The sequence below is a fragment of the Streptomyces sp. NBC_01571 genome, assembly GCF_026339875.1.
In the GTDB taxonomy this organism is placed as follows: Bacteria; Actinomycetota; Actinomycetes; order Streptomycetales; family Streptomycetaceae; genus Streptomyces.
The window spans coordinates 225,825-248,864 of record NZ_JAPEPZ010000002.1; the positions used below are offsets into that span (position 1 = coordinate 225,825).

Genomic DNA, 23,040 nt, shown 5'->3' on the forward strand with positions numbered 1-23,040 from the left:
CCTCGGCATCGGGGCGGCCACGTCCGGGGCGCGCGATCGCGCGCCCCGCATCTCCCCTCGGGCCGCTGGCGGGGATCTCCCCACCCTCGGCGCGACAGGGCCCGTTCGCCGCACAGGACCGGCCCGCACGCCGGCGCCCCGTGCGAACCCGTACGACGATCACGGCCTCCCGCCCGACGATGCCTGGGGGCGTGCGCCGGGGCCCCTGCCCCGGCTGTTCCCCCACCCGCAGCACCTGAGCACCACGATCCGCCTGGTCCGGAAGGATTCCCATGTCTGAGAACCATGATGCAATCGTCGTAGACGCGAAGACGGAGGGCGGAGGTGGCTGCCCCGTCGCGCACGATCGGGCCACGCACCCGACGCAGGGCGGCGGAAACCGCCAGTGGTGGCCCGATCGCCTCAACCTGAAGATCCTCGCCAAGAACCCGGCCGTCGCCAACCCCCTCGGCGAGGAGTTCGACTACGCCGAGGCGTTCAAGGGCCTCGACCTCGCCGCCGTGAAGCGGGACATCGCGGAGGTGCTGACGGACTCGCAGGACTGGTGGCCGGCCGACTTCGGCAACTACGGCCCGTTCATGATCCGCATGGCGTGGCACAGTGCGGGCACCTACCGCATCAGCGACGGCCGCGGCGGCGCCGGTGCCGGGCAGCAGCGCTTCGCGCCGCTCAACAGCTGGCCGGACAACGGCAACCTCGACAAGGCCCGCCGACTGCTGTGGCCCGTCAAGAAGAAGTACGGGCAGAGCATCTCCTGGGCCGACCTCATGATCCTCACCGGCAACGTCGCCCTGGAGACGATGGGCTTCAAGACGTTCGGTTTCGCCGGCGGTCGCGCGGATGTGTGGGAGCCCGACGAGGACGTCTACTGGGGTCCCGAGACCACCTGGCTGGGCGACGAGCGCTACACCGGTGACCGAGAGCTGGAGAACCCCCTCGGCGCGGTCCAGATGGGCCTCATCTACGTCAACCCCGAGGGCCCGAACGGCAACCCGGACCCGCTCGCCGCGGCCCGCGACATCCGCGAGACGTTCCGCCGGATGGCCATGAACGACGAGGAGACCGTCGCGCTGATCGCGGGCGGCCACACCTTCGGCAAGACCCACGGCGCGGGCCCGGCGGACAGCGTCGGCGCCGACCCCGAAGCCGCCCCGCTCGAGGAGCAGGGCCTCGGCTGGAAGAACTCCTTCGGCACCGGCAAGGGTGGCGACGCGATCACCAGCGGTCTTGAGGGCATCTGGACGAACACCCCCGTCACCTGGGACAACAGCTTCTTCGAGATCCTCTTCGGCTACGAGTGGGAGCTGTTCAAGAGCCCCGCGGGCGCGAACCAGTGGCGGCCGAAGGACGGTGCGGGCGCGACCACCGTCCCCGACGCCCACGACCCGTCGAAGACCCACGCCCCGACGATGCTGACGACCGACCTGTCGCTCCGCGTCGACCCTGCCTACGAGCAGATCTCGCGGCGCTTCCTCGAGAACCCCGACGCGTTCGCCGACGCCTTCGCCCGCGCGTGGTTCAAGCTCACCCACCGCGACATGGGCCCGGTCGTGCGCTACCTCGGCCCGGAGGTCCCGGCCGAGGAGCTGCTCTGGCAGGACCCGCTGCCCGCCGTCACGCACGAGCTCGTCGACTCCGCGGACATCGCCGCTCTCAAGAGCCAGGTCCTCGCCTCGGACCTGTCGGTGGCACAGCTCGTGTCCGCCGCCTGGGCCTCGGCGTCGTCCTTCCGCGGCAGCGACAAGCGCGGCGGCGCCAACGGCGGACGCATCCGCCTCCAGCCGCAGAGCGGCTGGGAGGTCAACGACCCCGACCAGCTGGCGACGGTGCTGCGCACCCTCGAGGGAATCCAGAGCGCCTTCAACTCCGCCCAGACCGGCGGCAAGCGGGTCTCGATCGCCGACCTGATCGTGCTGGCCGGCGGTGCCGCCGTCGAGCAGGCCGCCAAGGACGCCGGCTTCGATGTCGAGGTCCCGTTCACGCCGGGCCGTGCGGACGCCTCGCAGGAGCAGACGGACGTGGAAGCGTTCGCTCCGCTCGAGCCGGCCGCCGACGGCTTCCGCAACTACCTGGGCAAGGGCAACCGGCTCCCGGCCGAGTACCTGCTGATCGACCGGGCGAACCTGCTGACCCTGAGCGCTCCCGAGATGACGGTCCTCGTCGGTGGTCTCCGCGTGCTCGGCGCGAACTACCAGCAGTCGTCGCTCGGCGCCCTCACCACGACCCCCGGGGCGCTGACCAACGACTTCTTCACCAACCTGCTCGACCTGGGGACGACGTGGAAGGCGGTCTCCGAGGACGCGAACACGTTCGAGGGCCGCGACGCGGCCACGGGCGAGGTCAAGTGGACCGGCAGCCGCGCCGACCTCGTCTTCGGGTCGAACTCGGAGCTGCGCGCGCTCGCGGAGGTCTACGCGAGCGATGACGCGAAGGAGAAGTTCGTGAACGACTTCGTCGCGGCGTGGAGCAAGGTGATGGACCTCGACCGCTTCGATCTGGTCTGACGCATGACGTCCGGGCCGGCCGGCACCGCGCCGGCCGGCCCGGACCCCTCTCGGGGGCCCCGGTGCCGACACCGTCCCGGGGCTTCCGCGGACGCGGAAGCGCCGGGGCAGCCGCGCACGGGTGAGGGACGACGGAGAATCATGGTGTGATGACGTCGTGAGCCGGGCCACCGAAGACACCAACCGCCGCATGCTGCGGGCACGGGACGCGATGGACCGCGCGTACGCGCAGCCGCTGGACGTCGCGGCCCTGGCCCGGATCGCCCACGTGTCCCAGGCCCACTTCACCCGCACCTTCCGGACCACGTTCGGCGAGACACCGCACCGCTACCTGCAGCGACGCCGGGTCGAGCGGGCGATGTTCCTGCTGCGGGAGACCGACCGCAGCGTGACGGACATCTGCTTCGCGGTCGGCTTCGGCAGCCCCGGAACGTTCAGCCGCACGTTCCACGACATCGTCGGCCGGTCACCGAGGACGTACCGCAGGGAAGCGACCCCCGCGAACGTGCCGACGTGCTTCACCATGGCGTGGATGCGGCCCACCGGCTGACTCACTGAGCCGCAACTCTTCGGCGACAACGGTCCCCGCGATGGTTCGGACCCCCTCTCCCCCGGCCGCCCGCAGCCCGCCTCCGCAGGCCGTCGACTGAGCAGTTTTGGACAAGTTTCCGCCCGGGCCGCCCGGTAGCGTGACGTACATGTTCAACGCCATCACGCACTCACAGATCTACGTCCTCGACCAGGACGAGGCCCTCGACTTCTACGTGGGCAAGCTCGGCCTCGAGGTCAACTCCGATGTCGACTTCGGCTTCATGCGCTGGTTGACCGTCAACGTCCCGGGACACCCCGAGCGGCAGATCCTGCTGGAGAAGCCGGGCCCCCCGGCCCTCTCCGAGGAGACGGCGCAGCAGGTCCGGGAGCTGGTGACCAAGGGCGCGACCGGCGGCTCGCTCATCTTCAGCACGGACGACTGCCGCAAGACGTACGAGACACTGCTCGGCCGGGGCGTCGAGTTCACCGAGGAGCCCACCGAGCGTCCGTACGGCATCGACTGCGGCCTCCGCGACCCCTTCGGCAACAACATCCGTTTCACCCAGCCGGCCTAGGGTCCGTCCGGCGGATCAGGTTGCGGGAGAGCATCGGCGCCTGATCAACACAGGCGGGCGTGCCATTCCCCGCGTCTGCGGCATGATCCGCCGGACAGGCCCCCGTGCTGCGCCGCCCGGGCCGCCGGGACCCTATCCCTCTCGGACGACGCCTCTGTCCTGCTCGGTCACGGGCGGCTTCGACTTTCCGCCCCGGCGGCGCAGCAGCAGTTCCCGGGCAGGGTTCTCCACTCCCTCGTACAGGAGCCAGGCCAGCCCCAGTGCCACGGTGAACGCCACGGCGGTGGCGGTCAGTCCGGCCGCCACACCGAAGTGCGGGGACTTCCCGAGCAGGTTGATACCGGCCCGCAGGACGAGCAGATGAATCATGTAGAAGGCGAAGGAGAGTTCACCGAGCCGCACCAGCCGTCGGTGCCGCCACAGTGAGGGCCGCCCCCGCAGGTCGGCGACGGCCGCCGCCGGGATCAGCAGCGCGAAGCCGATGATGGTGCAGGTGGTGGCCGAGTACCCGGGGGTGACCTGGGGAACGAGGAAGTAGCCGATGATCGTCAGGGCGAGTGAGGCCTCCATGCCGGGCCCGCGCCAGCGTCCCAGGAACACCAGACGGGCGACGGCGGCACCGAGGACGAATTCGGGGAGGCGGGCCGCGGGAAAGGAGTACACCGGCTGGCTCAGCCAGTGGTGCGCGTCCGACCAGGCCAGGGCCAGCACCGCCAGCACCGACAGCCCGGCGACGACGGTCACTGCTCGCGCCTCGAGCCGGCGCAGTCCCAGCGCCAGCAGCGGGAAGACCGCGTAGAAGAAGGCCTCGCAGGCGAGCGACCAGCTGACGGGGTCGAGTGTCTGCCACCACGGGCGCCACCAGGAGTGCGTCAGCAGCACATTCGCCAGCGCCGAGTTCAGGGTCGGCCTCATCTGGCCGGACAGGGTGAATCCCATGAGCAGCGCGATCGCGGCGGTGACGAGGTGGACCGGGTAGATCCGGGCGACGCGCCGCCGCCAGAAGGCCACGGCGCGGTCGCGCGGCCGTGCCGACCACATCAGCACGAAGCCGGAGAGGACGAAGAAGAACGAGACGCCGTTGGCGCCCGCCCCGAATCCCCACGCCACGATGCGGCCGCCGGTGCCCCCGAAGTAGCCGAAGTTGTGCACGTGCAGCCCGAAGACCAGCACCGCCGCCACCCAGCGCAGTCCGGTGAGCGAGGGCAGCGAGGGCGGTCGAGCCGTGGGGGCGGACTCGGTCGTGGTCGCTGTCGGGGCCGGCGCCCAGGTCGTCCCGGTCGCCGATGTCATCGCGTCACCTGCCGAGGGGTGTTCGTGGAAAGCATGAAGGAGAGCGTTACCTGTTCGTCATGTTTCATTCCGGCCTCGTGGGGAGCGTCACACCAGCCTCCGCGAGCCCGGACGGCTCCACTCGGTCCGCGGGAGGCGTGATGCCGCTCGGCGGCCCCACCGGCCCGGCCATGACGTACCCGCCCGGGGGCCGGCGTCCGGGACAGGACGTTCACAGGTGGGGTCGAAGCCACTTACGTGCATCCAGCCATTACTACCCTTTGCGGACCTGCCGGGGTCAAACCGGGCTCTCTCGGGTGTGTCGGACCTCGGGAGACGGTGATCGGCGGGACCGACTCCGGCAACGGGACGCGCTGGTGGGACGGGGCCCGTAGGCTGAGGCCGCTCGGCAGACTCGCGTGTACTCAGCCGGAACCCCAGCGATCGCAGCACAGGAGGAACCGTGGCCGGTCAGTTCGAGGCGACAGCCGAGATCAACCGCCCCGTCGAGGAGGTCTTCGCCTTCCTGGCCGAGGGCACGAACGACCCGAAGTTCAGCCCCAGGGTGCAGGAGATCAAGAAGACGCCGGAGGGCCCGACGGCAGTGGGCACGGTCTTCACGAGCACGGTCAAGGACGCGGGCATGAAGACGGGCCGGCAGTTCCGGATCACCGAGTTCGACCCGCCTCGGCGGATCCGGTGGACGGAGATCTCGAAGAACGTCGTGACGGCCGACCAGGGTGGCTACGACCTGGAGTCCACCGGCGCGGGCACGACCCACGTCAGGATCTTCAACGTCCTCGAGGGCCACGGCATCGGGAAGCTTCTGGTGGGCCTCGCGCTGAGTGCGGCGCGCAAGGACGCGGACGCGTTCGGCCGGCGGATCAAGGCTGCGGTGGAGGCGTCCTGAGGGACGGAAGAATTCCTGAGGGAGGGAAGACCCCTTGCGGTGATCCGCGAACCCGGATCGTCCGCCCGGGGTCCTGGTCCTCTTTCCGAGGTTCCGGCGCCGTGCGGCGGTAGGGGCGGCGTGCGTCGCGGCGGCGGTGTGTACGGCCGCCGGGGCGGTGCCGTCAGCGGTGACGCGATCACCTCCGCACAGCGCGCCCGTCACCGCGCTCATGTCCGCTCAGGGACTACTCGCTGCCTTCGCTGATGTAGCTCTCGTACCCGTCGTCGCTGAGCAGACGGTCGAGTTCACTCTTGTCGGTGAACTTGATCTCGATCAGCCAGCCGTCGCCGTAGGGCTCCTCGTTGACCCTCTCGGGGCTGTCGCCGAGCTCATCGTTGAGGGCGGTCACCTCTCCCGAAACCGGTGCGTAGACCTCGGTCACCGCCTTGACCGACTCGAGGGTGCCGAACGGCTCGCCCGCGGAGAAGCCGTTCCCCAGGGTGGGCAGCTCCGCGAAGACGATGTCCCCGAGTTCCTTCTGGGCGTGGTCGGTGATGCCGACACGCACCACGCCCTCACCCGTCACCCGCACCCATTCGTGGTCCCTGGTGTACTTCAGCTCGTTCGGGACGTTCGACATGGTGACTCCTTCGGGGCTGTCGTATGCCGAACGGTCACGTCGGTGGGGCCAGTCTGCGCGTGCCCGTCCGGCCGCCCGTGCATCTCCACCCGAACGGCCCGCAGAGACCGTGTTGGTGCGCTCCGTGCCGGTGAACGCTCACCCGTCGAGTGGCCCGCACCACTTCCCGGGCGTTCCATCGAAGGGTGACCCCAACGCGTATCGACGTGCACGCCCACCTGTGGACCGCGGGGTACCTCGACCGTCTCGAACGGCTGGGGAAGTCCGACACGGGTACTCAGCGCGGGATCGGCGCCGACGCGAAGGAGGCCGATCTGGAGGCCCGCTTCGCGCTGATGGACCGGGCGGGCATCGACTTCCAGGTGCTGTCCACGGCCCCGCAGTCCCCGCACCTGCCCGGGGAGTCGGACGCCGTGGCGCCGGCCGAGGCGGCGAACGACTCGTACGCGGAGCTGGTGGCCCGGTTCCCCGAACGCTTCCGGGCCTTCGCCGCGTTGCCCCTCCCCCATGTCGACGCGGCTCTGCGCGAGCTCGCCCGCGCCCTCGACGACCTGGGGGCGGTCGGTGTCGGCGTGACCACGACCGTGCTCGGCCGCACACTCGCCGATCCCCTCTTCCACCCTCTCTACGAGGAGCTGGACCGGCGCGGTGCCGTGCTGTACGTCCACCCGGCCGGAGAGGGCGCCGCCAGCCCGCTGATCACCGAGCACGACCTGACATGGATGGTCGGGGCGCCGGTCGAGGACACGGTGGCGATCATGCACCTGATCCTGGCGGGACTCCCCGCGCGCTATCCGCGGATGCGCGTCCTGGCGTCGCACCTGGGCGGAGCGATGCCGCTGCTGCCCCGCCGGCTGGACAACCATCTGGCCTTCGAGTCCCCCGGCACGCCCGAACCGCCCTCGGTGGCCGCCCGGCGCCTCTGGTACGACACGGTCAGCCATGCGCACCCGCCCGCACTGGTCGCCGCGGTGGCTTCCTTCGGGGCGGACCGCATCGTGCTCGGTACGGACTTCCCGTACGAGGACGGGGAGGTGTTCGTGCGGGCCGTGGACCACATCGCCGACTCGGGGCTGAGCCCGGAGGAGGTCACGATGATCCTCGACACCAACGCGGCGGACCTGCTCGGCCTGTCCGCGCCGTGACGTGCCGACCCGGCTTCCCGGTAACAACAAGAACCCCGTCTCCGGAAGGCCGGAGACGGGGTTGTGTGGAGCGCCGGGCAGGCCTTGCACCTGCATCTTCCCGCAGGAAGCGGGACGTCTTTCCTTGGACCACCAACGCACTGAGCGGCGACCGGAGTTCGGCCGGGAAGCTCATGATCGAGCATAGCGCAGTCCCCGTCTCCCGGGAAACCGGGGGGGCGGACCCGCAGAGGAGTGCGTCGACGGCGGTCGAGGGCGGAGGTCATGGCTCCCGGTGGTCGTGGGCGGCCGATTCCAAAGCCGTGAGCTCTTCTTCGGCGATGCGTGTCTCGGCCTCGACGTCGATCGAGCGGGTGAACAGCCAGTAGAGCACCGCGGCGACGGGCAGCCCGATGAACAAGGAGATGTCCGCGCCGCCGAGCGCATGCGCGGCGGGTCCGACGTAGAGCGTGCCGACGGAGAAGAACGGCACCATGACGGCGAAGCCTACGAGGTAGGCGACGATGCCGTGCCAGCCCCAACGACCGTAGATTCCACGGGGGTTGAAGATCTCGGCGACCGCGTAGTGGCCGCGGCGCACCACGTAGTAGTCCATGAGGTTCACGGAGGTCCACGGGATGAACAGGTAGAGCACCAGCAGCAGGAAGTCGTTGAAGTTCTCCAGGAAGTGGGCGGTCGCGGCCAGCGCACCCACCACGGAGAGCGCGGCGGTGAGTCCGAGTGTCACGAGCCGTACGGCGATGGTCGGCCGCACTCTCCTGAACGAGTCGATCGCGCTGATGAGGGTGAGGGAGCCGCCGTACATGTTCAGCGCGGTCACCGAGACCAGGCCGAGGGCGGCGAACAGCAGCACGATCGCGCCGAACCCGCTGAAGACCTTGTCACCCGCCGCGTTGATGGAGCGGATCGTCTCGAAGTCCTTGCCCGCCCACCCGGCGAGCAGTGCGCCGAGGGTCATCAGCCAGATACCGCCGAGCGCCGACCCGAAGTAGGTCCAGTAGAACGTCTTGCGGACGGTCACGTCGGGCGGGAGGTAGCGGGAGTAGTCCGAGACGTAGATGGCCCAGCTGATCTGGTAGCCGGCGACCACGCCGAACTGCGCGAGGAACGGCGTCCACTTGAAGCCGCCGAGGTCGAAGGAGCCGGCGGGATAGTGCAGGGTGACCAGGATGCCGACCGTGAAGACCCCGAAGATGACGAGGAAGGCGTAGGTGAGGACCCGCTCGGCACGGTGGATGACGTCGTAGCCCACCAGGGCGATGACGAACGCGATGAGCGTGACGACGACGACCCACGGCTTGACTCCGCCGTGCAGCGTGCTGTGCAGGGCCTCGCCGGCCAGGATCGTGTTGAAGACGTTGAATCCGGCGTACTGCACGTAGGCGAACAGCCACACCAACAGGGCTCCGACGTAGCCGAACTGCGGCCGGGACTGGATCATCTGCGGCAGTCCCAGTTGTGGGCCCTGCGCGGAGTGGAACGCCATGAAGAACGTTCCGAGAATGGTGCCCGCGGCGATCGCGATCAGCGACCAGAGGAGGTTCCCGCCCCCGGTGATGCTGATGAGGCCCACCGCCAGTGTGGCGATCTGCGCGTTGGACATGAACCACAGGGGCCCCAGGTGCCACAGCTTTCCATGCCGCTCGTCCAGGGGGACGTAGTCGATGGAACGGATTTCCAGACCCGATACCCGTGGCTGCGAGGACGTCGACACGAGCGCCTCCTTCGAGGGGGTTCACCGAGCGATGAGATCATTCATCATCTGTCGCCACGATCATGCCCCGAGCCGTACGGGTCAGGAAGGAGCCGGGCCGGGAAGCGCATCACGCACCGGGTCCGTGCCTCCGGCCGACGCGTACGTGGTGGCCATGGTTCGGGCTGGTCGTCCGAAGAGCTCCATGGGTTTCGTCAAGGGAATTCTGAAGCCGCCCGGCGGCGTGCCGGCCCGGATCGCTCACGGGCCGGCACGTCATCCGTTGGTCCCACACCTTTTTCCTCGCCCCGCGCGATCGCCGTTCTCGCCGCGCGCCGGGGCATGGAAAGGGACCGTGTCAGCGCGGGGGTGTCGCCTGGAGGCCCGGGTAGCAGTTCTGCACCGGGTCCGTCTCGCTGTAGATCGCGGTGTCCTTCATGAACCCCAGTTGCCCGTTGTCGGCGACGGTCATCAGCCAGCGGGTCGGGTGCGGCCCGCCGACCCATGCCTGGCCGTCCTCCTTGCAGTAGAACCAGCTCGGGTTGGAGTACATGTGGCCGACGATCTTGTCGGGGTCCGGGTAGGAGTGGTTGTTGCCGATGATTCCGTAGACGGCCGCGCCCGAGACGTTGTTGCAGTACCACCTGATGCCGTCATTGGTCCAGCAGCCCGCGGCGGCGTGCGCGGACGGGACCGCCACCGCGCCGAATCCGACGGCCAGCGCCGCGGTCGTCAGCGCCGTACCGAGCTTCTTGTGAACACGCATATGTTCCCCCGGAGTTGTCGTCCACCGAGCGGTGAACGGTCACGTGCGCCGATGGACGACGCATGCGACCACTATGGCGAGCACCGACGCCACGGGGCGATCACTTCGATCCTGATGGAATCCTGGCTCGTGTCCCCGGGCGCCGCCACGGGACCTCCCCGAGCCGGAGCCGGTACTCACCCACGCTTCGGCCAGGAAGGCGCGTCACCGTCCCGCCGCGTCACTCGGCTCCGAGCCGGTTGATCTCCGGGCTGTGCAGCACCGACGGGCCGTCGCCCTTGAGTGCGACGACGGCGATCATCGCACGGCCCAGGTGCTCGGTCGTCGTCACGTACTTGGGGGCCAGCCTGCGGAGAACGGGGTACAGCCACGACGTGAGCCGGTACATCAGACGGTAGCCCGACGTCCTGGAGACGGCTCCGTTGCGCGGCTGGATGTAGCCGGGTCGGAACAGGTAGGTGTGGAACGGCATGGCCAACAACGCGTTCTCCGTACGGCCCTTGACCCGCGCCCACATCGAACGCCCCGACTCCGTACTGTCCGTCCCCTCCCCCGACACGTAAGTGAAGGTCAGGCCGGGGTTGTTCACGCTCACGGCGCGGGCGGCGGCCAGCGTGAAGCCGTACGTGATCCGGGTGTACTCCCCCTCGTCCCGGCCTGCCGAGGAGACGCCCAGGCAGAAGAAGCAGGCGTCCAGGCCCTCCAACTCGGCCTGGACCGCGCCGAAGTCGGTGAAGTCCGTGTGCACGACCTCCCGTACCTTCGGATGCTCCACCTCCAGTGGCGTACGCACGACGAGCACGACCTCGTCGACCCTTCCGTCCTGGAGGCAGGCGTGCAGCACGCCCTGCCCCACCATTCCGGAGGCTCCGAAAACGGCCACGCGCATGATTGCTCCCGGGTGGGGTGTGAGACGGCGGTCAGGAAGCCGTACGGGTGAGGGTGCCGGCGATGAGGGTCGCCACCATCTCCTGCAGGGTGGAGGCGAAGTCCATGCGCAGTGCCGCGAGCGACGGGTCCGCTTCGTAGGCGGCGAGCATCCCCGGGGAAGGCCGGGCGTGGGTCCAGACGGCGCCGACCATCATGAAGGCCTGTGCACTGAACGGCCTTGCTCCGTCGCCCAGTTCGGGCAGGTACTGACGTGCGAGGCCGGCCAGTGCGTCGACGTTGCCGATGGCCGCCCTCTTGTACCGGGCGGCGACCGCCGCGGACACGTTGTGTTCCAGGACGCCGGCCTGCGCGCTGAGCAGATCGCACAGCACCCGGCGCTCCGCGAGCGAGCGGGTGAACACCGCCGCGAACGCGTCACCCCGCTGCCGTACCGCATGCTCCGGACCGACGCCGGCGGCGAGCAGGTCGGGCAGTTCGCCCATCAACCGCGTCCAGGCGGTGTCCAGCAGTTCGAGCAGGATCGCCTCGCGGGACTCGAAGTACCGCAGCACGTTCGACTTGGCCAGCCCGACGCGTCGGCTCAGCTCATTGAGGCTGACCTCGCCGACCGGCATCTCGTCGAGCATCGCGGCCGCGGTGTCGAGGATCGCCTGTCGGCGGATCTCACGCTGCTCCTCGCTGCGCGCACGCTGGAAAGTCGTCATGCGGCCATGTTACAGACTGTCGGTCTTTTGACATCAGACCGGCGGTCCCTTACGGTGAACACAGAAGAGACCGGCGGTCCGCAATCGGTCCGGCGGTCCCGGCCGACCCGGCATACCCGGCGGGCCTGGCCGTCCGCGGGCCGGTCACAGCGGAACAGTCCCGCGCACCCCCCTCCACCAGGAAGAAATGAGAACGCCCATGCCCAAGGTCTGGTTCGTCACCGGAAGCTCCCGCGGTCTGGGCCGCGCCATCGTCGAGACGGCTCTGGAAGCCGGCGACCAGGTGGTGGCCACCGCTCGCGAGTCCGCCCGGCTCGACGACCTCGTGGCCCGCCACGGCGATCGGATCCTTCCGCTGACCCTCGACGTCACCAGCGACGACGACGTCCGGAGCGCCGTTCGGGAGGGCCTCGAAGCCTTCGGCCGCTACGACGTCGTCGTCAACAACGCCGGCTACGGCGACATCGCCTCCGTCGAGGACGTCACCCTGGACGCCTTCCGCGCCCAGATCGACACGAACTTCTACGGCGTCGTGCAGGTCACCAAGGCCGTGCTGCCCGCCCTTCGCTTGCAGGGCTTCGGGCACATCTTCCAGGTCTCCTCCGTGGGCGGCCGGGTCGGCTCGGCGGGGCTGAGCGCCTACCAGAGCGCGAAATGGGCGGTCGGCGGCTTCTCCACCGTCCTCGCCCAGGAAGTAGCCCCGCTCGGCATCAAGGTCACCGTGCTGGAGCCCGGCGGCATGCGCACCGACTGGGCCGGATCGTCCATGACCATCCCGCCGGTCAGCGAGCCCTATCAGCAGACGGTGGGCACCTTCGCCGACATGATCAGGGGCAGCTCGACGTCCAACTCGGCGGAGTCCGACCCCGTCAAGGTCGCCCACGTGGTACACGACCTCGCCGGACGGCAGGACGCCCCCGTCCGGATCGTGCTCGGCGCCCAGGCCTACGAGATCGCCCAGGCCGCCTCCCGGGCCATCACCGAGTCCGACGAGAAGTGGCGCGAGGTGTCCGAGTCCGTCTCCGACTGACCGCGCGCTCCCGCGGGTCCGGCGGTCAGCAGTCAGCGGCTACCGGCTCCCGGGATTCCTCAGGCGTTTCCTGAGGGGCTGATCGGCCGCCCTGGGCAGCGCCGTCGACTCGGCGTACGCATCAGCGAAAGTCAGAAAGTCATCGGCGAAAGGCAACTGCGAAGCCGCGGTTCACGTCCGGGGAACCGCACGGATCGCGACGCAATTCCCCTGACGGCGGAACTGTCAGTCCTGATGGACGATATTCCTGCCCGGGCCGCCGGAAAGCGTGTCCGCGCCGGGACCGCCGTACAGTTCGTCGTCGCCGCTGTTCCCGTACAGTTCGTCGTCGCCGCTGTTCCCGTACAGGATGTCGTTGCCCTTTCCGCCGTACAGCGAGTCGTCGCCGGTACCGCCGTAGATCGTGTCGTTGCCGTCGTCACCGTTGAGGATCTGGTCGGCGGCGCCGCCCCGGAGCACGTCGTTGCCGTTGCCGCCGCTCACGATGTTGTCCCCGCCGTCGGCGTTGACCGTGTCGTTGCCGTCACCGGCGAAGACGGACGCGAGCTTGCCGACCGTGATGGTGTCGTCGCCGGTCCCGCCGACGACCTCGTTGCCGTCGAGTCCGGTGGTGTCGGTCAGCCTGTCGTTGCCCGCGCCGAGGTCGATCCGGTTGAAGTAGTAGACCTGGCCTGTGGAGTTGTGGGAGGTGACGGTGTCGTTGCCGTCGCCGAGGCTCATCTCCAGGGCGGCGTACGGGTCCTGGCTCTCCAGCGCGGCGACCGTGCAGGAGACCTTGGTGCGGTCCGTAGCGACCGGGTGGGAGCAGCCGTGCCCCGCGTCGATCGGCACGATGTCGTCGATCACATAGGTGATGGCCTCGTGCCCGATGGTGTACGACTCGGCGATGGTCACCTTGTTGGTCTGGCCGGCGGCGGCCTTGTAGGTGAGCTGCCAGTCGTAGTCGTTGACAGCGGCCATGGCCGACGAGGCCGCGGCTCCGGCCGTGGTGGCCAGGGCGACCGGACCGGTCAGTCCCGCGCCGATAACCAGCGCGAGGGCCGAGGCGCGTAAAGCCCGACGGCTTATGGGGTAAGAGGGCATTGCATGGCCTCCAAGAGGCGGTTGTGGTTCCTGACAACACACGTTTGACCCGTGGGGCACGTAATTGGTTGCCCTGTCTTTCACACGGAATAAATTCCGGTACGACCCGCGCAACGGAAAATCAGCAGGAAAAGGAGGGTGACGTCGGGGTGAGGATCGCAATAACGGAACATGAACGGCAGCACCCCTGACGAGAGTTGGCCGACGAGGGCCGGCACATGGGGTGGTACTGCTGTTGCCACCCTCGCGTCTGGCGGCCACCGCGTTTCCCGGAGGATGATCGAACACGCGGCACGACGGCATCCGGCGACGACCTCGACCACCGTCCTCGCACTTCGGTGATCCAGACGGAGCCGGGGCGCCGTGACCGCGCTGATCCTCTCGGAGAGCCCCCCCTCGAAGTGCGCTCCTCGTCCGCCGACCGCGCAGAACGGACACCCTCGTGACCATGGCCTACCTCGCACAGCCCGATCAGCAGCAGAAGCTCGAATGGCTCGACGGCGGGGAGTTCGCCGTACTCCTGGACAGCGCGGCCACCGGCGGGCAGTTGACCGTCGGACGGTTCTCCGTCGGCAAGGGCGAAGCCCCTCCGTACCACCTGCACACGCGCGAGGACGAGGTCTTCATGCTGGTCAAGGGCAGCGCTCTGCTGTGGTGCGACGACGAGGAGATGGAACTGTCGGAGGGCGGCATCGTCTTCCTGCCCCGCAACGTCCCGCACGGGTACCGGATCACGTCGGACACCGCCGACCTGCTGATGATCTGCACCCCCGGCGGCATCGAGGGCATGTTCCGGCACGTGGGACGGGACCTGACGACCCCTCGCCCCGAGGGCTTCGAGATCTCCGAGGCCCGTATGGCGGAGGCCGCCGACACGTACGGTCAGGTCATCGTCGGTCCGCCGCGCTGACCCGCGCCCGCTCTTCGACGACCTGACCGGCCTGCCGCCCCCGCTCGTCCAGGTCGGCTCGCACGAGATCCTGCTCGACGACACCACCGGGCTCGCCGCCCGCGCCGCCGCACGCGACGTGCGCGTCGAGTTGCAGGTCCGGCCCCAAGTCCCGCATGTGTTCCAGGCGTTCGCGGCAATGCTCGACGAAGAAGACGCGGCGCCGCGTTCGGCGGCGGTCTTCATCCGGGCGCACTGGGCCGTCTCCGCCACACCTCCCGTCGGCACGGGCGACCAGGAGGAAACGGCGCGCAAAGAACGTGTTTCGCCCTGACCGAACCAACCCCTCGTTCGCGCCGGGCGTTCGATGATGATCCGTATGGCAACGACGCATCACTTCGGTACCGCACTGCGGGGTTGGCGCGAACGCCTCTCACCGCTGGACGGCGGTCTGGAGGCCGAGGCGCACCGGCGCATACCAGGACTGCGCCGTGAGGAACTCGCCCGACTGGCGGGCCTGTCGGTGGACTACGTGGTCCGGCTGGAGCAGGGCCGCGCCCGCCACCCCTCGGCCCAGGTCGTGACCGCCCTGGCGAGAGCCCTGCGACTGGACCCGTCCGAGCGCGACCACCTGTTCCGGTGCGCCCGTCTCGCACCGCCTGCGGACGGGAACGTGTCCACGCACGTGCCGCCGCGGGTGTACCGGCTCGTCCGTCAGCTGACGGACGCGCCCGTCGCGGTCTTCGCCGCGGACTGGACGATCATCGGCTGGAACGGGATGTGGTCCGTCACGGTCGGCGACCCCCGTACGTACGACTGGGACGAGGGCAGTCTCGTCGCCGGGATGTTCCGTGCGCACGGCGGCCGGAAGCCGCGCGCCGTCGCGGCGTGGCCTGTGCGGTCGTGGAGCGGCGACGCGGCCGAGGAGGAGGCCCTTGTCGCCGACCTGCGGGTGACGGCGGCCGCCCATCCCGCAGACGCGCGCCTGGCCTCGTTCGTCGAACGCATGCTGGGAAGCAGTCCGCGTTTCTCACATCTGTGGTTCAACGGCACCGCCCGCGCCCTCGTCGGTGACCGCAAGACCGTCGAGCATCCTGTGGTGGGTGACATCGCCCTCGAGCTGGACGTCCTGATGGTCGCCGGTTCCGATCTCCGGATCGTCACGTACGCGGCCAGGGCCGCGACCGACGCGCGGAAACTCGACACCCTGCGTACGTCCTGCCGGCCGCGCCGCGACGGTGCACCCCGTCCCGGCTCCGAACTCTCCCGCCCGGGTTAGGTCCGCGGCTCTCCAGCCGGTCCCTTGCTGCGGCCGCGGCGCCGGTTCCGTCGAGGACCACGTCCATTGCGGCAGGACGTCCGGCTTCGGCGGCTTTCCCTCCCACCACTTGGTGCGGGGCCGGGTTCCGTGCGGGAACGCGTAAGGGCCCGGTGGAACGGCGAGGCCAGGCCGCTTCGGGGACCGGTGTCAGACGGATCGATTTTCCGCGCTGACCATCCAGGCGTGCTTCTCCAGCGAGTCGATGATCCCGTGCAGCAGGTCGGCCGTGGCGGGATCCTCGCTGTCGACCTGGTCGTGGTGGGTGCGCAGCGTGTCGACGGTGGCGCGCAGGCGTGCGGTGACGAGGTCGACGACGGCGCGCACACTCTGCTCGCCCTCCGGGAACGCGGGGAGGGTCGTGGTCGCCGCCACGGTGTCGGTACGGCCGTCAGGGAACGCCGCCAGCGCCCGCATGCGTTCGGCGATGGTGTCGGCCGCTTCCCGCGCGTCGTCGACGACCTGGTCCAGTTGCAGGTGGAGGTCCCGGAAGTTGTGACCGACCACGTTCCAGTGGGCCTGCTTCCCCTGGAGGTGCAGTTCGACCAGGTCCACCACGACCTGCTGCAACGCCTGGGCAAGCTGCGGCGAGGCCGTGAACCCGGCGGTATCGGTCTCCGAACGCCGGGAGCCCCCAGGGGCAGAGGAAACGGTCATGGCATCTCTCCTTCGAGAGCACAAGGGAGTGGGCCCCTGGAGACAGGAGGCCCGTTGGCTGACGCCTCCCAACCTACGAAGAAGTCTCCGCGCCGCAACCGGGGTTCGGCCGCCTGCCCGTAACGGTTGCGTCGGCGCTTTCCTGCCGGGCATGCCCCGCGCAGTCGTCGCCTTTCCGGCTCCGGCCGGCCGGGTGGCCGAGCGCCGCCCGTGCGATGACGACGCCTCTGAGCGGTCGCTGTCGGTGCGTACCCGCCTGGCCTTTCTCGACCGCGGCGCAGCATGGTCGCCGGATCGGACGCGCCCTTCCGGATCACGGCCCGGTACCTTCCGAAGGCGTGGCGCGCGATGGCTGCCCGACCGGCGGCCGGGGGAGGTCGGCCGCCCGGGCGCCGGGCCGGACACGCGGACGCGGCCAGGCACGCAGACGCGGGCCGACACGGAACTGCCGCGCGTCGCGGACCGTCAGGGAACAGCCGCGCGTCGCGGACCGGACGGGACCGCAGGACCGCGGTAGCAGGCGGTCGTACCGACTGTCGCACTCGCTGCCGCCCTGCTCCTGCTCCGGTGGCCCCAGCCAGGTGGCCGGGGCCGGAGCGACGGCCCGCACACGGACTACGACGGCGGCTTCCTCAAGTAGTCGACGGCGGCGAGGTCGTCCCTGTCGTGGCCGGCCGCGACGGTCGCATCGAGGCGGTCCCGTACGGCCTCGAGCAGGGGGCTGGGGGTGGCGGCCGCCGCGGCCAGGTCGATGTCCTTCAGGGCGAGTTGCACCGCGAATCCGGGCGCGTACGAGGCGTCGTCCATGGCGCCCACCTTCTGCAACTCGTACGGCATGGCGAGCGGGCCGGCCTCGAGCACGCGGACGAACGTCGCGTGGTCGATGCCGAGCGCGTCGCACAGCGCGAGGACGTCGCTCATGGCGACCGTCGAGGCAGCCATCCAGGCGTTGACCACGAGCTTGACGGCACTGCCCTCGACGTCCGTCCCGACGTGGAGCACGGACGAGCCGAGATCGTCGAGCACGGGACGCGCCCGCGCAAGGACGTTTTCAGGGCCGGCAACCAGCCAGACGAGCCTGCCCTGCCGAGCGGGAGCGGTGCTTCCCGAGACCGGTGCGTCGAGGTACGCGACACCGTGATCACGAGCCAGGCCTGCCAGCACGCCGGCGTCCCTCGGTCCCACCGTGCTCGCCTGCACCCAGACGGCGTCGTCGTCGAGCCGGGCGATGACATCTGACATGACCTCCGTGACCGCGTCGCCGTCACGGAGCACAGTGATGACGACGGACGCGCCGGAGACCGCATCTTCCAGCGCCCTCACCGCCGTGACTCCGGCCGCTTGCTCGGCAACCGCGCGGGCCCTTTCCTCCGTTCGGTTCCACAGCCGTACCTCGTGCCCGGTTTCGCCGAGACGCATCGCCATCGCGGCGCCGAGTGCGCCTGCGCCCAGAACAGCGACGGTGGAAGCCTGAGACATGGAAGACCCCTTTTCTGTGCCCCCCGTCGGTCCGGTGGTACGTGGCGGGTCCAGGTCACGGCGACGCCGTAGGGGCCGGTACCGAGGGTGACCGTGGCGGCGACTGTGCGGGATGCCGGGTCGATGACGGTGAGGGCCTTCACCCCCTGGTGCCACCGCGATCGGATTCCGGCCCGGCCCGCGGGCCGCGCGACCGCGTGCGGCAGCCCAATCGGCGTCGGGATCGACGTCGGCGACCTGCCGCTTTCGCAAAACGCACTATATGGGACGTGTCTGCTCGCGCCACCGGAGAGACGGCCGACAGCTCCGACCACGGGCCGACGCCTGCGTGACCCTGAGAATCCGGCGCCGGGGCCGGACGTTCGTCCGAGTGGCGTCGGCGCTCGGGCCGGGGCGATTCTGTAGGGACGGTCCGGTGGTGAACGAGGAAACGCCCGCCGCGACGAGAACCGTCACGGCGGTCCTGGACCGCCTGTGCGTGGTGAGGTGGGTCGTCCGTTGCCATGCGTTCCGGACCCGTACACCGCGTTGCCCGCATTCGGCGTGACCGCCGGATTCTCGTGGACGGGAGCAGCCCGATGAGCGGAAGACTGGCAGGCAGGAAGGCCCTGGTCACCGGTGGCGCACGAGGGATCGGCGCGGCGGTGGCCCGCAGGCTCGCCGATGACGGGGCGGACGTGGCGATCAACTACCGGAGCAACGGCGACGCGGCGCAGGCGCTCGCCGCCGAGATCGGCGCCGACGGCCGCCGGACGGTCGCGATCAAGGCGGATGTCGGCGATCCGGACCAGATCCGGCGGCTGGCCGACGAGGCCGCCGAAGCTCTTGGCGGGCTGGACATTCTGGTCAGCAACGCCGGAGTCGAGTACTTCGGCAGGCTGGCCGACGTCACTCCCGCCGACTTCGACCGTGTCTTCGCCATCAACACCCGAGGCCAGTTCTTCGCCGTGCAGAACGCCGTACGGCACATGGGCGAGGGAGGAAGGATCGTCCTGACGTCGTCGCGGAGTGCCCACAAGGCGGTCTTCTACCACGCCCTCTATGCGTCGAGTAAGGCCGCCGTCGAATGCATGGCGCTCAACCTCAGTCCCGAACTGGGCCGGCGCGGCATCACCATCAACGCCATCGCGCCCGGGGGAACCGTCACGGACATGTCCACCGACGCGGCTTCCCACTACGTCCATCCCGACGTCGACACGGATTTCAACACCCTTATCCGCACGGCCAGTTCGCTCGGCCGGATGGCCCAACCCTCCGAGATCGCCGCGGTCGTCTCGTTCCTGGTGTCCGACGACGCCTCGTTCATCACCGGCCGGACCATCCAAGCCGACGGCGGCTGGTACTGATCCGGGAAAGGACAGGGCCGGGAAGGACAGGGCCGGGATGGACAGGGCCGTGCGATGGAGTCTCAGGTGGTCGGGGGACGTGGCCGACCGGGACGTCGCCCGCGTCAGGGTCTCCGCCTCGCCCGACCTGGAGGCTGTTTCCACGGGCCCCGGCGGCGCTGATCCACGGCTGATCCAACCCAGCGCGGGGCCACCTCGACCTGGTAGGTCCCGTCCGGCACCTACGGGGACCCTGGCCGGCGGCCCTTCAACCGCGTACCGGCATGCGGTTCACCGCGTTCACGCCGTCACCTTGGCCATGAACGCGGCGATGTTGGACACCGTTCGCTGGACCTTCTCCTCCAGCGTGAGCGACTCGTGCAGGCGTCCGCCGACGCCCGCGTCCTTCTTGCCGCGCATGTACAGCGAGCAGGCGAGGTCGCTGCACATGTAGGCGCCCACCGAGTTGCCCTGCTGCCCCGCCTTGCCCGCCTTCGGGGCCACCATCAGGGACACACCCCCGGTGTGGGTGGTCAGGCACATCGAGCACATGCTGCGGCGCGTCTGCTGGGCGCCGGGACCGGGACAGCGCAGCGCGAGGGCCTTGAGGCCGCCGTCGAGCGGGCTGACGAGGTAGGCGCGGTCGGGGGCCTGGGGGTCCCGCCAGCCGAGATAGTCCAGGTCCTCCCAGGGTCGGTCGGCCAGGTCGCGCGGGACGGACAGACGCTTGGCCTCGCCCTTGGTGCAGTTCACGAACGCGGCACGGATCTCTTGCTCAGTCAGCGGTTCCATGGGAGTAAAGTAAATTGCCTAAGATGGTTAGGCAAATCATTTAGTGACTCTGACTGGTGGGTGAATGGTCATGGCAAGAGCCGGGCTGACCGCGGAACGGCTGACGCTGGCGGGTGCGGAGCTGGCCGACGAGGTCGGCTTCGACAAGGTGACCGTCGCGGCGCTCGCCCGGCACTTCGGCGTGAAGGACGCGAGTCTGTACTCGCACCTGAAGAACTCGCACGACCTGAAGGTCAGGATCGCCCTGCTGGCCTTGGGGGAACTGGCCGACCGGGTCGCCGCCGCCCTGGCCGGGAGGGCCGGCAAGGACGCCCTCGCGGCCTTCGCGAACGCCTACCGGGACTACGCGCGAGAGCACCCCGGCCGCTACGCCGCGGCGCAGCTGAGGCTCGATCCGGAGACGGCGGCCGCCAGCGCCGGGGTCAGGCACGCGCGGATGACAAGGGCGATCCTGCGCGGCTACGACCTGACGGAACCGGACCAGACCCACGCGGTCCGGCTGCTGGGCAGCACCTTCCACGGCTACGTCACCCTGGAGATGAGCGGAGGGTTCAGTCACAGCGCCCCCGACTCCCAGGAATCCTGGGCGTGGGTCGTGGACGCTCTCGACACCTTGCTGCGCAACTGGTCCGCGCCCGCGCAGAGCCCCTCTCGCCCACCGGCCTGACCCCACGGGCAGAGCGCCACCGGCCGCCGCCGTCCAGGACGGCACAAGGCCTTTCGTGACCCGCCGGACACACCAGACACACCGACGCGCCAGAAGCGCCAGACGCACAGCCGCACCGCCGCACCGCCGCACCGCCGCACCGACTCGAACAGGCACAGGCCCCGGACCATGAGCAACGACAGCACCCTGACCACCACGCCCCTCACCGCGGACCTCCTGCGTGGCGCCCTCGAACTCGAGCGGACCGAGCACGGTGTACTGCCCCACCGGCTGCCCGCCCGCGCCCGCGCCCAGTGCACCGACGGCCAGCTGGCCATGGCGGAGGCCCAACCCTCCGGCGTGCGGCTGGTTCTGCGGACCCGGGCCACCGTCGTCGAGCTGGACACACTGCCCACCAAACGCGCCTACGTGGGTGCCCCGGCGCGTCCGGACGGGGTGTACGACCTGCTTGTCGACGGCCGCCTGGCCGGTCGCGCGAGCGTGGCGGGCGGCAACGTCCTCACCATCGACATGACCACCGGATCCACGAGAACCGAACCGGGCCCGGTCGGCACCCTCCGCTTCGCCGATCTGCCCGCCGGTGTGAAGGACGTCGAGATCTGGCTGCCGCACAACGAGACCACGGAGCTGATCGCCCTGCGTTCCGACGCCCCCGTCGAGCCGGTGCCGGACCGGGGCCGCGCGGTGTGGCTGCACCACGGCAGTTCGATCAGCCACGGCTCCGACGCGGCGAGCCCCACCACCACCTGGCCCGCGCTGGCCGCAGCCCTCGGCGGCGTCGAGCTGGTCAACCTCGGGCTGAGCGGCAGCGCCCTGCTCGACCCGTTCACGGCACGCGCGCTGCGGGACACCCCCGCGGACCTGATCAGCGTCAAGATCGGCATCAACCTCGTCAACACCGACCTGATGCGGCTGCGCGCGTTCACTCCGGCCGTCCACGGCTTCCTCGACACCGTCCGAGAGGGCCACCCGACCACTCCACTGCTGGTCGTGTCACCCATCCTGTGCCCCATCCACGAGGACACGCCCGGCCCCAGCGCCCCCGACTTCAGCGCACTGAGCGCCGGACAACTGCGTTTCCGCGCGGCGGGCGATCCCGCGGAAACCGCCGCCGGAAAGCTCACCCTGCGCGTCATTAGGGCCGAACTCGACCGCATCGTCCGGCAGAGAGCGGCCGAGGACCCGAACCTGCGCCACATCGACGGCCGCGAGCTCTACGGCGAGGCGGACGCCGCGGAACTGCCGCTCCCCGACGAACTCCACCCGGACGCCACCACCCACCGCCGGATGGGCGAACGCTTCGCCGCGCTGGCCTTCTCCCCGGGCGGCCCGCTCGCCACCACGGGTGACTGAACGGCACGTGGAACCGCGGTACGGCATCGCCCACAAGGCGGCCTGGGCCTGCATCGGTTGGGGAAGGGCCGGCGACATCCCCGAAGTCGCCGGCCCAGGTGGCGCACGCAGCTCGCCCTGACGGAACCGCGCGAACTCCGTCAGGACGAGCTGCATCACTGCGGGTCACCGCCCGGCCCGCCGCACGGACGTCGTCACCGGATGACCGTCAACTCGTTCTTCCCGACGGTCGGGCCGCGGGTGACGGGGGCACGCGTGACGAGGCGGGGACGGGCGGAGCGGATCAACGGGTCGTGGTGACCCGGTGCTCCTTCAGGGCACTGCAGTTGGAGCCGGTGACCTGCACGTACACGTTGTCGATGTTGCCGCCCCAGTCGACACAGTAGGCCTTGCCGTAGACGGAGGCCGGGCCGGCGTACGACGTGTACCGGCCGTAGTCCTGGGCCCCCTCGTCGGTGGCGCCCACGTAGATCCATGCCGACATGTCCTTGAGGGCACCCGGGGTGCTGCGGATGGTCGCGACGCAGTTCCTGCCGTTCGAGGAGTTGTACGTCAGGTAGACCGTCCCCAGCGACCCGACGGGCGCCGAGTTCACCGTCCGGTAGCTGCTTCCGCAGACCTTCTGCGGTGTGGTGTTGGCCGCGGCGGAGGCGGGTGCCGCCATCGCGGTCGCGGTCCCGACCGACAGCGCCGCCAACGCGGATGCGGTCAGGACAGCCCGGTTGAATCGCATATTTCCCCCTTGTTGTTTTTGGAGTCGGTTGCTCCTGTCTGGTGTGACCCGCGACGCGTTCGGATGGTTGTACCTGTTCGCCGGAGACGTCAGACCCGGGT

23 protein-coding genes are annotated in these 23,040 nt (G+C 69.8%); 12 read left to right on the top strand and 11 right to left on the bottom strand.

Going from position 1 to position 23,040, the window contains the following annotated elements; all coding sequences use genetic code 11:
* Nucleotides 1-272 precede the first annotated feature (272 nt).
* From katG to OHB41_RS44225, 3 genes are all read left to right on the top strand, one after another.
* Nucleotides 273-2,504: a catalase/peroxidase HPI gene (gene katG / locus OHB41_RS44215; RefSeq protein WP_266707092.1), complete on the top strand. Its 2,232-nt coding sequence runs from the start codon at nt 273-275 to the stop codon at nt 2,502-2,504.
* A gap of 157 nt (nt 2,505-2,661) precedes the next feature.
* Nucleotides 2,662-3,054, top strand: a complete 393-nt coding sequence (locus OHB41_RS44220; RefSeq protein WP_266707094.1) for a helix-turn-helix domain-containing protein — start codon at nt 2,662-2,664, stop codon at nt 3,052-3,054.
* Nucleotides 3,055-3,202: 148 nt separating this feature from the next.
* Entirely contained in the window at nt 3,203-3,610 is a 408-nt protein-coding gene (locus OHB41_RS44225) for a VOC family protein (protein WP_266707096.1), read from the top strand.
* Nucleotides 3,611-3,742: 132 nt separating this feature from the next.
* Here OHB41_RS44225 and OHB41_RS44230 read toward each other — a convergent pair whose 3' ends face one another.
* A complete protein-coding gene (locus OHB41_RS44230) occupies nt 3,743-4,903 on the bottom strand; it encodes an acyltransferase family protein (protein ID WP_266707098.1) in 1,161 nt (386 codons plus the stop codon).
* A 442-nt stretch (nt 4,904-5,345) separates the two neighbouring features.
* Here OHB41_RS44230 and OHB41_RS44235 point away from each other — a divergent pair, with 442 nt between their 5' ends.
* Nucleotides 5,346-5,792: an SRPBCC family protein gene (locus OHB41_RS44235; protein WP_266707100.1), complete on the top strand. Its 447-nt coding sequence runs from the start codon at nt 5,346-5,348 to the stop codon at nt 5,790-5,792.
* Between the two features lie 226 nt (nt 5,793-6,018).
* On the opposite strand, the gene gcvH is transcribed toward OHB41_RS44235, so the two are convergent.
* Nucleotides 6,019-6,414 carry a glycine cleavage system protein GcvH gene (gcvH, locus tag OHB41_RS44240; RefSeq protein ID WP_266707102.1) on the bottom strand — a complete coding sequence of 132 codons (396 nt, stop codon included), beginning with the start codon at nt 6,412-6,414 and terminating at the stop codon, nt 6,019-6,021.
* 185 nt (nt 6,415-6,599) lie between these two features.
* Here gcvH and OHB41_RS44245 point away from each other — a divergent pair, with 185 nt between their 5' ends.
* Nucleotides 6,600-7,559: an amidohydrolase family protein gene (locus tag OHB41_RS44245; protein WP_266707104.1), complete on the top strand. Its 960-nt coding sequence runs from the start codon at nt 6,600-6,602 to the stop codon at nt 7,557-7,559.
* A 262-nt stretch (nt 7,560-7,821) separates the two neighbouring features.
* Here OHB41_RS44245 and OHB41_RS44250 read toward each other — a convergent pair whose 3' ends face one another.
* The 4 genes from OHB41_RS44250 to OHB41_RS44265 all read right to left on the bottom strand — a co-directional run bounded on the left by OHB41_RS44250 (nt 7,822) and on the right by OHB41_RS44265 (nt 11,613).
* Nucleotides 7,822-9,273, bottom strand: coding sequence for a purine-cytosine permease family protein (locus tag OHB41_RS44250; RefSeq protein ID WP_266707106.1), 1,452 nt, complete (start codon nt 9,271-9,273; stop codon nt 7,822-7,824).
* Between the two features lie 337 nt (nt 9,274-9,610).
* On the bottom strand, nt 9,611-10,018 hold the full coding sequence (locus OHB41_RS44255; protein WP_266707108.1) for a hypothetical protein: 408 nt from the start codon (nt 10,016-10,018) through the stop codon (nt 9,611-9,613).
* 220 nt (nt 10,019-10,238) lie between these two features.
* Nucleotides 10,239-10,907 carry an NAD(P)H-binding protein gene (locus OHB41_RS44260; protein WP_266707110.1) on the bottom strand — a complete coding sequence of 223 codons (669 nt, stop codon included), beginning with the start codon at nt 10,905-10,907 and terminating at the stop codon, nt 10,239-10,241.
* A gap of 31 nt (nt 10,908-10,938) precedes the next feature.
* Nucleotides 10,939-11,613 carry a TetR/AcrR family transcriptional regulator gene (locus OHB41_RS44265; protein ID WP_266707112.1) on the bottom strand — a complete coding sequence of 225 codons (675 nt, stop codon included), beginning with the start codon at nt 11,611-11,613 and terminating at the stop codon, nt 10,939-10,941.
* A 199-nt stretch (nt 11,614-11,812) separates the two neighbouring features.
* On the opposite strand from OHB41_RS44265, the gene OHB41_RS44270 reads away from it, so the two are divergent.
* On the top strand, nt 11,813-12,643 hold the full coding sequence (locus OHB41_RS44270) for an SDR family NAD(P)-dependent oxidoreductase (RefSeq protein WP_266707114.1): 831 nt from the start codon (nt 11,813-11,815) through the stop codon (nt 12,641-12,643).
* Nucleotides 12,644-12,868: 225 nt separating this feature from the next.
* On the opposite strand, the gene OHB41_RS44275 is transcribed toward OHB41_RS44270, so the two are convergent.
* Entirely contained in the window at nt 12,869-13,603 is a 735-nt protein-coding gene (locus OHB41_RS44275; protein WP_266707116.1) for a calcium-binding protein, read from the bottom strand.
* A gap of 571 nt (nt 13,604-14,174) precedes the next feature.
* On the opposite strand from OHB41_RS44275, the gene OHB41_RS44280 reads away from it, so the two are divergent.
* From OHB41_RS44280 to OHB41_RS44290, 3 genes are read left to right on the top strand one after another with little or no spacing between them, the layout of a single operon-like run.
* Nucleotides 14,175-14,636 carry a cupin domain-containing protein gene (locus OHB41_RS44280; protein ID WP_266707118.1) on the top strand — a complete coding sequence of 154 codons (462 nt, stop codon included), beginning with the start codon at nt 14,175-14,177 and terminating at the stop codon, nt 14,634-14,636.
* 31 nt (nt 14,637-14,667) lie between these two features.
* Nucleotides 14,668-14,949, top strand: a complete 282-nt coding sequence (locus OHB41_RS52800; RefSeq protein ID WP_526025104.1) for an alpha/beta hydrolase fold domain-containing protein — start codon at nt 14,668-14,670, stop codon at nt 14,947-14,949.
* Nucleotides 14,950-14,994: 45 nt separating this feature from the next.
* On the top strand, nt 14,995-15,894 hold the full coding sequence (locus tag OHB41_RS44290; protein WP_266707120.1) for a helix-turn-helix transcriptional regulator: 900 nt from the start codon (nt 14,995-14,997) through the stop codon (nt 15,892-15,894).
* A 189-nt stretch (nt 15,895-16,083) separates the two neighbouring features.
* Here the strand turns inward: OHB41_RS44290 and OHB41_RS44295 are convergent, their stop codons facing one another.
* Both OHB41_RS44295 and OHB41_RS44300 read right to left on the bottom strand, forming a co-directional pair.
* Nucleotides 16,084-16,590 (bottom strand): Dps family protein, encoded by a 507-nt coding sequence (locus OHB41_RS44295; protein WP_266707122.1) that lies wholly within the window; start codon nt 16,588-16,590, stop codon nt 16,084-16,086.
* Between the two features lie 615 nt (nt 16,591-17,205).
* Nucleotides 17,206-18,069: an NAD(P)-dependent oxidoreductase gene (locus tag OHB41_RS44300; RefSeq protein WP_266707124.1), complete on the bottom strand. Its 864-nt coding sequence runs from the start codon at nt 18,067-18,069 to the stop codon at nt 17,206-17,208.
* A 578-nt stretch (nt 18,070-18,647) separates the two neighbouring features.
* Here OHB41_RS44300 and OHB41_RS44305 point away from each other — a divergent pair.
* The gene (locus OHB41_RS44305; RefSeq protein WP_266707126.1) at nt 18,648-19,415 is read left to right on the top strand and encodes an SDR family NAD(P)-dependent oxidoreductase; all 768 of its coding nucleotides are present in this window, start codon (nt 18,648-18,650) and stop codon (nt 19,413-19,415) included.
* A gap of 279 nt (nt 19,416-19,694) precedes the next feature.
* Here OHB41_RS44305 and OHB41_RS44310 read toward each other — a convergent pair whose 3' ends face one another.
* Complete coding sequence (locus OHB41_RS44310) at nt 19,695-20,186, bottom strand: FBP domain-containing protein (protein WP_266707128.1); 492 nt, start codon at nt 20,184-20,186, stop codon at nt 19,695-19,697.
* Nucleotides 20,187-20,256: 70 nt separating this feature from the next.
* Between OHB41_RS44310 and OHB41_RS44315 the strand changes: the two genes are divergently transcribed.
* Together OHB41_RS44315 and OHB41_RS44320 are read left to right on the top strand one after the other, a co-directional pair.
* Entirely contained in the window at nt 20,257-20,853 is a 597-nt protein-coding gene (locus tag OHB41_RS44315; protein WP_266707130.1) for a TetR/AcrR family transcriptional regulator, read from the top strand.
* Between the two features lie 168 nt (nt 20,854-21,021).
* Complete coding sequence (locus OHB41_RS44320; RefSeq protein ID WP_266707132.1) at nt 21,022-22,206, top strand: GDSL-type esterase/lipase family protein; 1,185 nt, start codon at nt 21,022-21,024, stop codon at nt 22,204-22,206.
* A 283-nt stretch (nt 22,207-22,489) separates the two neighbouring features.
* Here the strand turns inward: OHB41_RS44320 and OHB41_RS44325 are convergent, their stop codons facing one another.
* On the bottom strand, nt 22,490-22,939 hold the full coding sequence (locus OHB41_RS44325; protein ID WP_266707134.1) for a spore-associated protein: 450 nt from the start codon (nt 22,937-22,939) through the stop codon (nt 22,490-22,492).
* Nucleotides 22,940-23,040: the final 101 nt, after the last annotated feature.

Bases quoted from the DNA above. Each gene is read 5' to 3' on its own strand.
- katG (WP_266707092.1), top strand. From the start codon at position 273: ATGTCTGAGAACCATGATGCAATCGTCGTAGACGCGAAGACGGAGGGC.
- OHB41_RS44225 (WP_266707096.1), top strand. From the start codon at position 3,203: ATGTTCAACGCCATCACGCACTCACAGATCTACGTCCTCGACCAGGAC.
- OHB41_RS44230 (WP_266707098.1), bottom strand. From the start codon at position 4,903: ATGACATCGGCGACCGGGACGACCTGGGCGCCGGCCCCGACAGCGACC.
- gcvH (WP_266707102.1), bottom strand. From the start codon at position 6,414: ATGTCGAACGTCCCGAACGAGCTGAAGTACACCAGGGACCACGAATGG.
- OHB41_RS44255 (WP_266707108.1), bottom strand. From the start codon at position 10,018: ATGCGTGTTCACAAGAAGCTCGGTACGGCGCTGACGACCGCGGCGCTG.
- OHB41_RS44260 (WP_266707110.1), bottom strand. From the start codon at position 10,907: ATGCGCGTGGCCGTTTTCGGAGCCTCCGGAATGGTGGGGCAGGGCGTG.
- OHB41_RS44265 (WP_266707112.1), bottom strand. From the start codon at position 11,613: ATGACGACTTTCCAGCGTGCGCGCAGCGAGGAGCAGCGTGAGATCCGC.
- OHB41_RS44270 (WP_266707114.1), top strand. From the start codon at position 11,813: ATGCCCAAGGTCTGGTTCGTCACCGGAAGCTCCCGCGGTCTGGGCCGC.
- OHB41_RS44275 (WP_266707116.1), bottom strand. From the start codon at position 13,603: ATGGCCGCTGTCAACGACTACGACTGGCAGCTCACCTACAAGGCCGCC.
- OHB41_RS44280 (WP_266707118.1), top strand. From the start codon at position 14,175: ATGGCCTACCTCGCACAGCCCGATCAGCAGCAGAAGCTCGAATGGCTC.
- OHB41_RS44290 (WP_266707120.1), top strand. From the start codon at position 14,995: ATGGCAACGACGCATCACTTCGGTACCGCACTGCGGGGTTGGCGCGAA.
- OHB41_RS44295 (WP_266707122.1), bottom strand. From the start codon at position 16,590: ATGACCGTTTCCTCTGCCCCTGGGGGCTCCCGGCGTTCGGAGACCGAT.
- OHB41_RS44300 (WP_266707124.1), bottom strand. From the start codon at position 18,069: ATGTCTCAGGCTTCCACCGTCGCTGTTCTGGGCGCAGGCGCACTCGGC.
- OHB41_RS44305 (WP_266707126.1), top strand. From the start codon at position 18,648: ATGAGCGGAAGACTGGCAGGCAGGAAGGCCCTGGTCACCGGTGGCGCA.
- OHB41_RS44310 (WP_266707128.1), bottom strand. From the start codon at position 20,186: ATGGAACCGCTGACTGAGCAAGAGATCCGTGCCGCGTTCGTGAACTGC.
- OHB41_RS44315 (WP_266707130.1), top strand. From the start codon at position 20,257: ATGGCAAGAGCCGGGCTGACCGCGGAACGGCTGACGCTGGCGGGTGCG.
- OHB41_RS44320 (WP_266707132.1), top strand. From the start codon at position 21,022: ATGAGCAACGACAGCACCCTGACCACCACGCCCCTCACCGCGGACCTC.
- OHB41_RS44325 (WP_266707134.1), bottom strand. From the start codon at position 22,939: ATGCGATTCAACCGGGCTGTCCTGACCGCATCCGCGTTGGCGGCGCTG.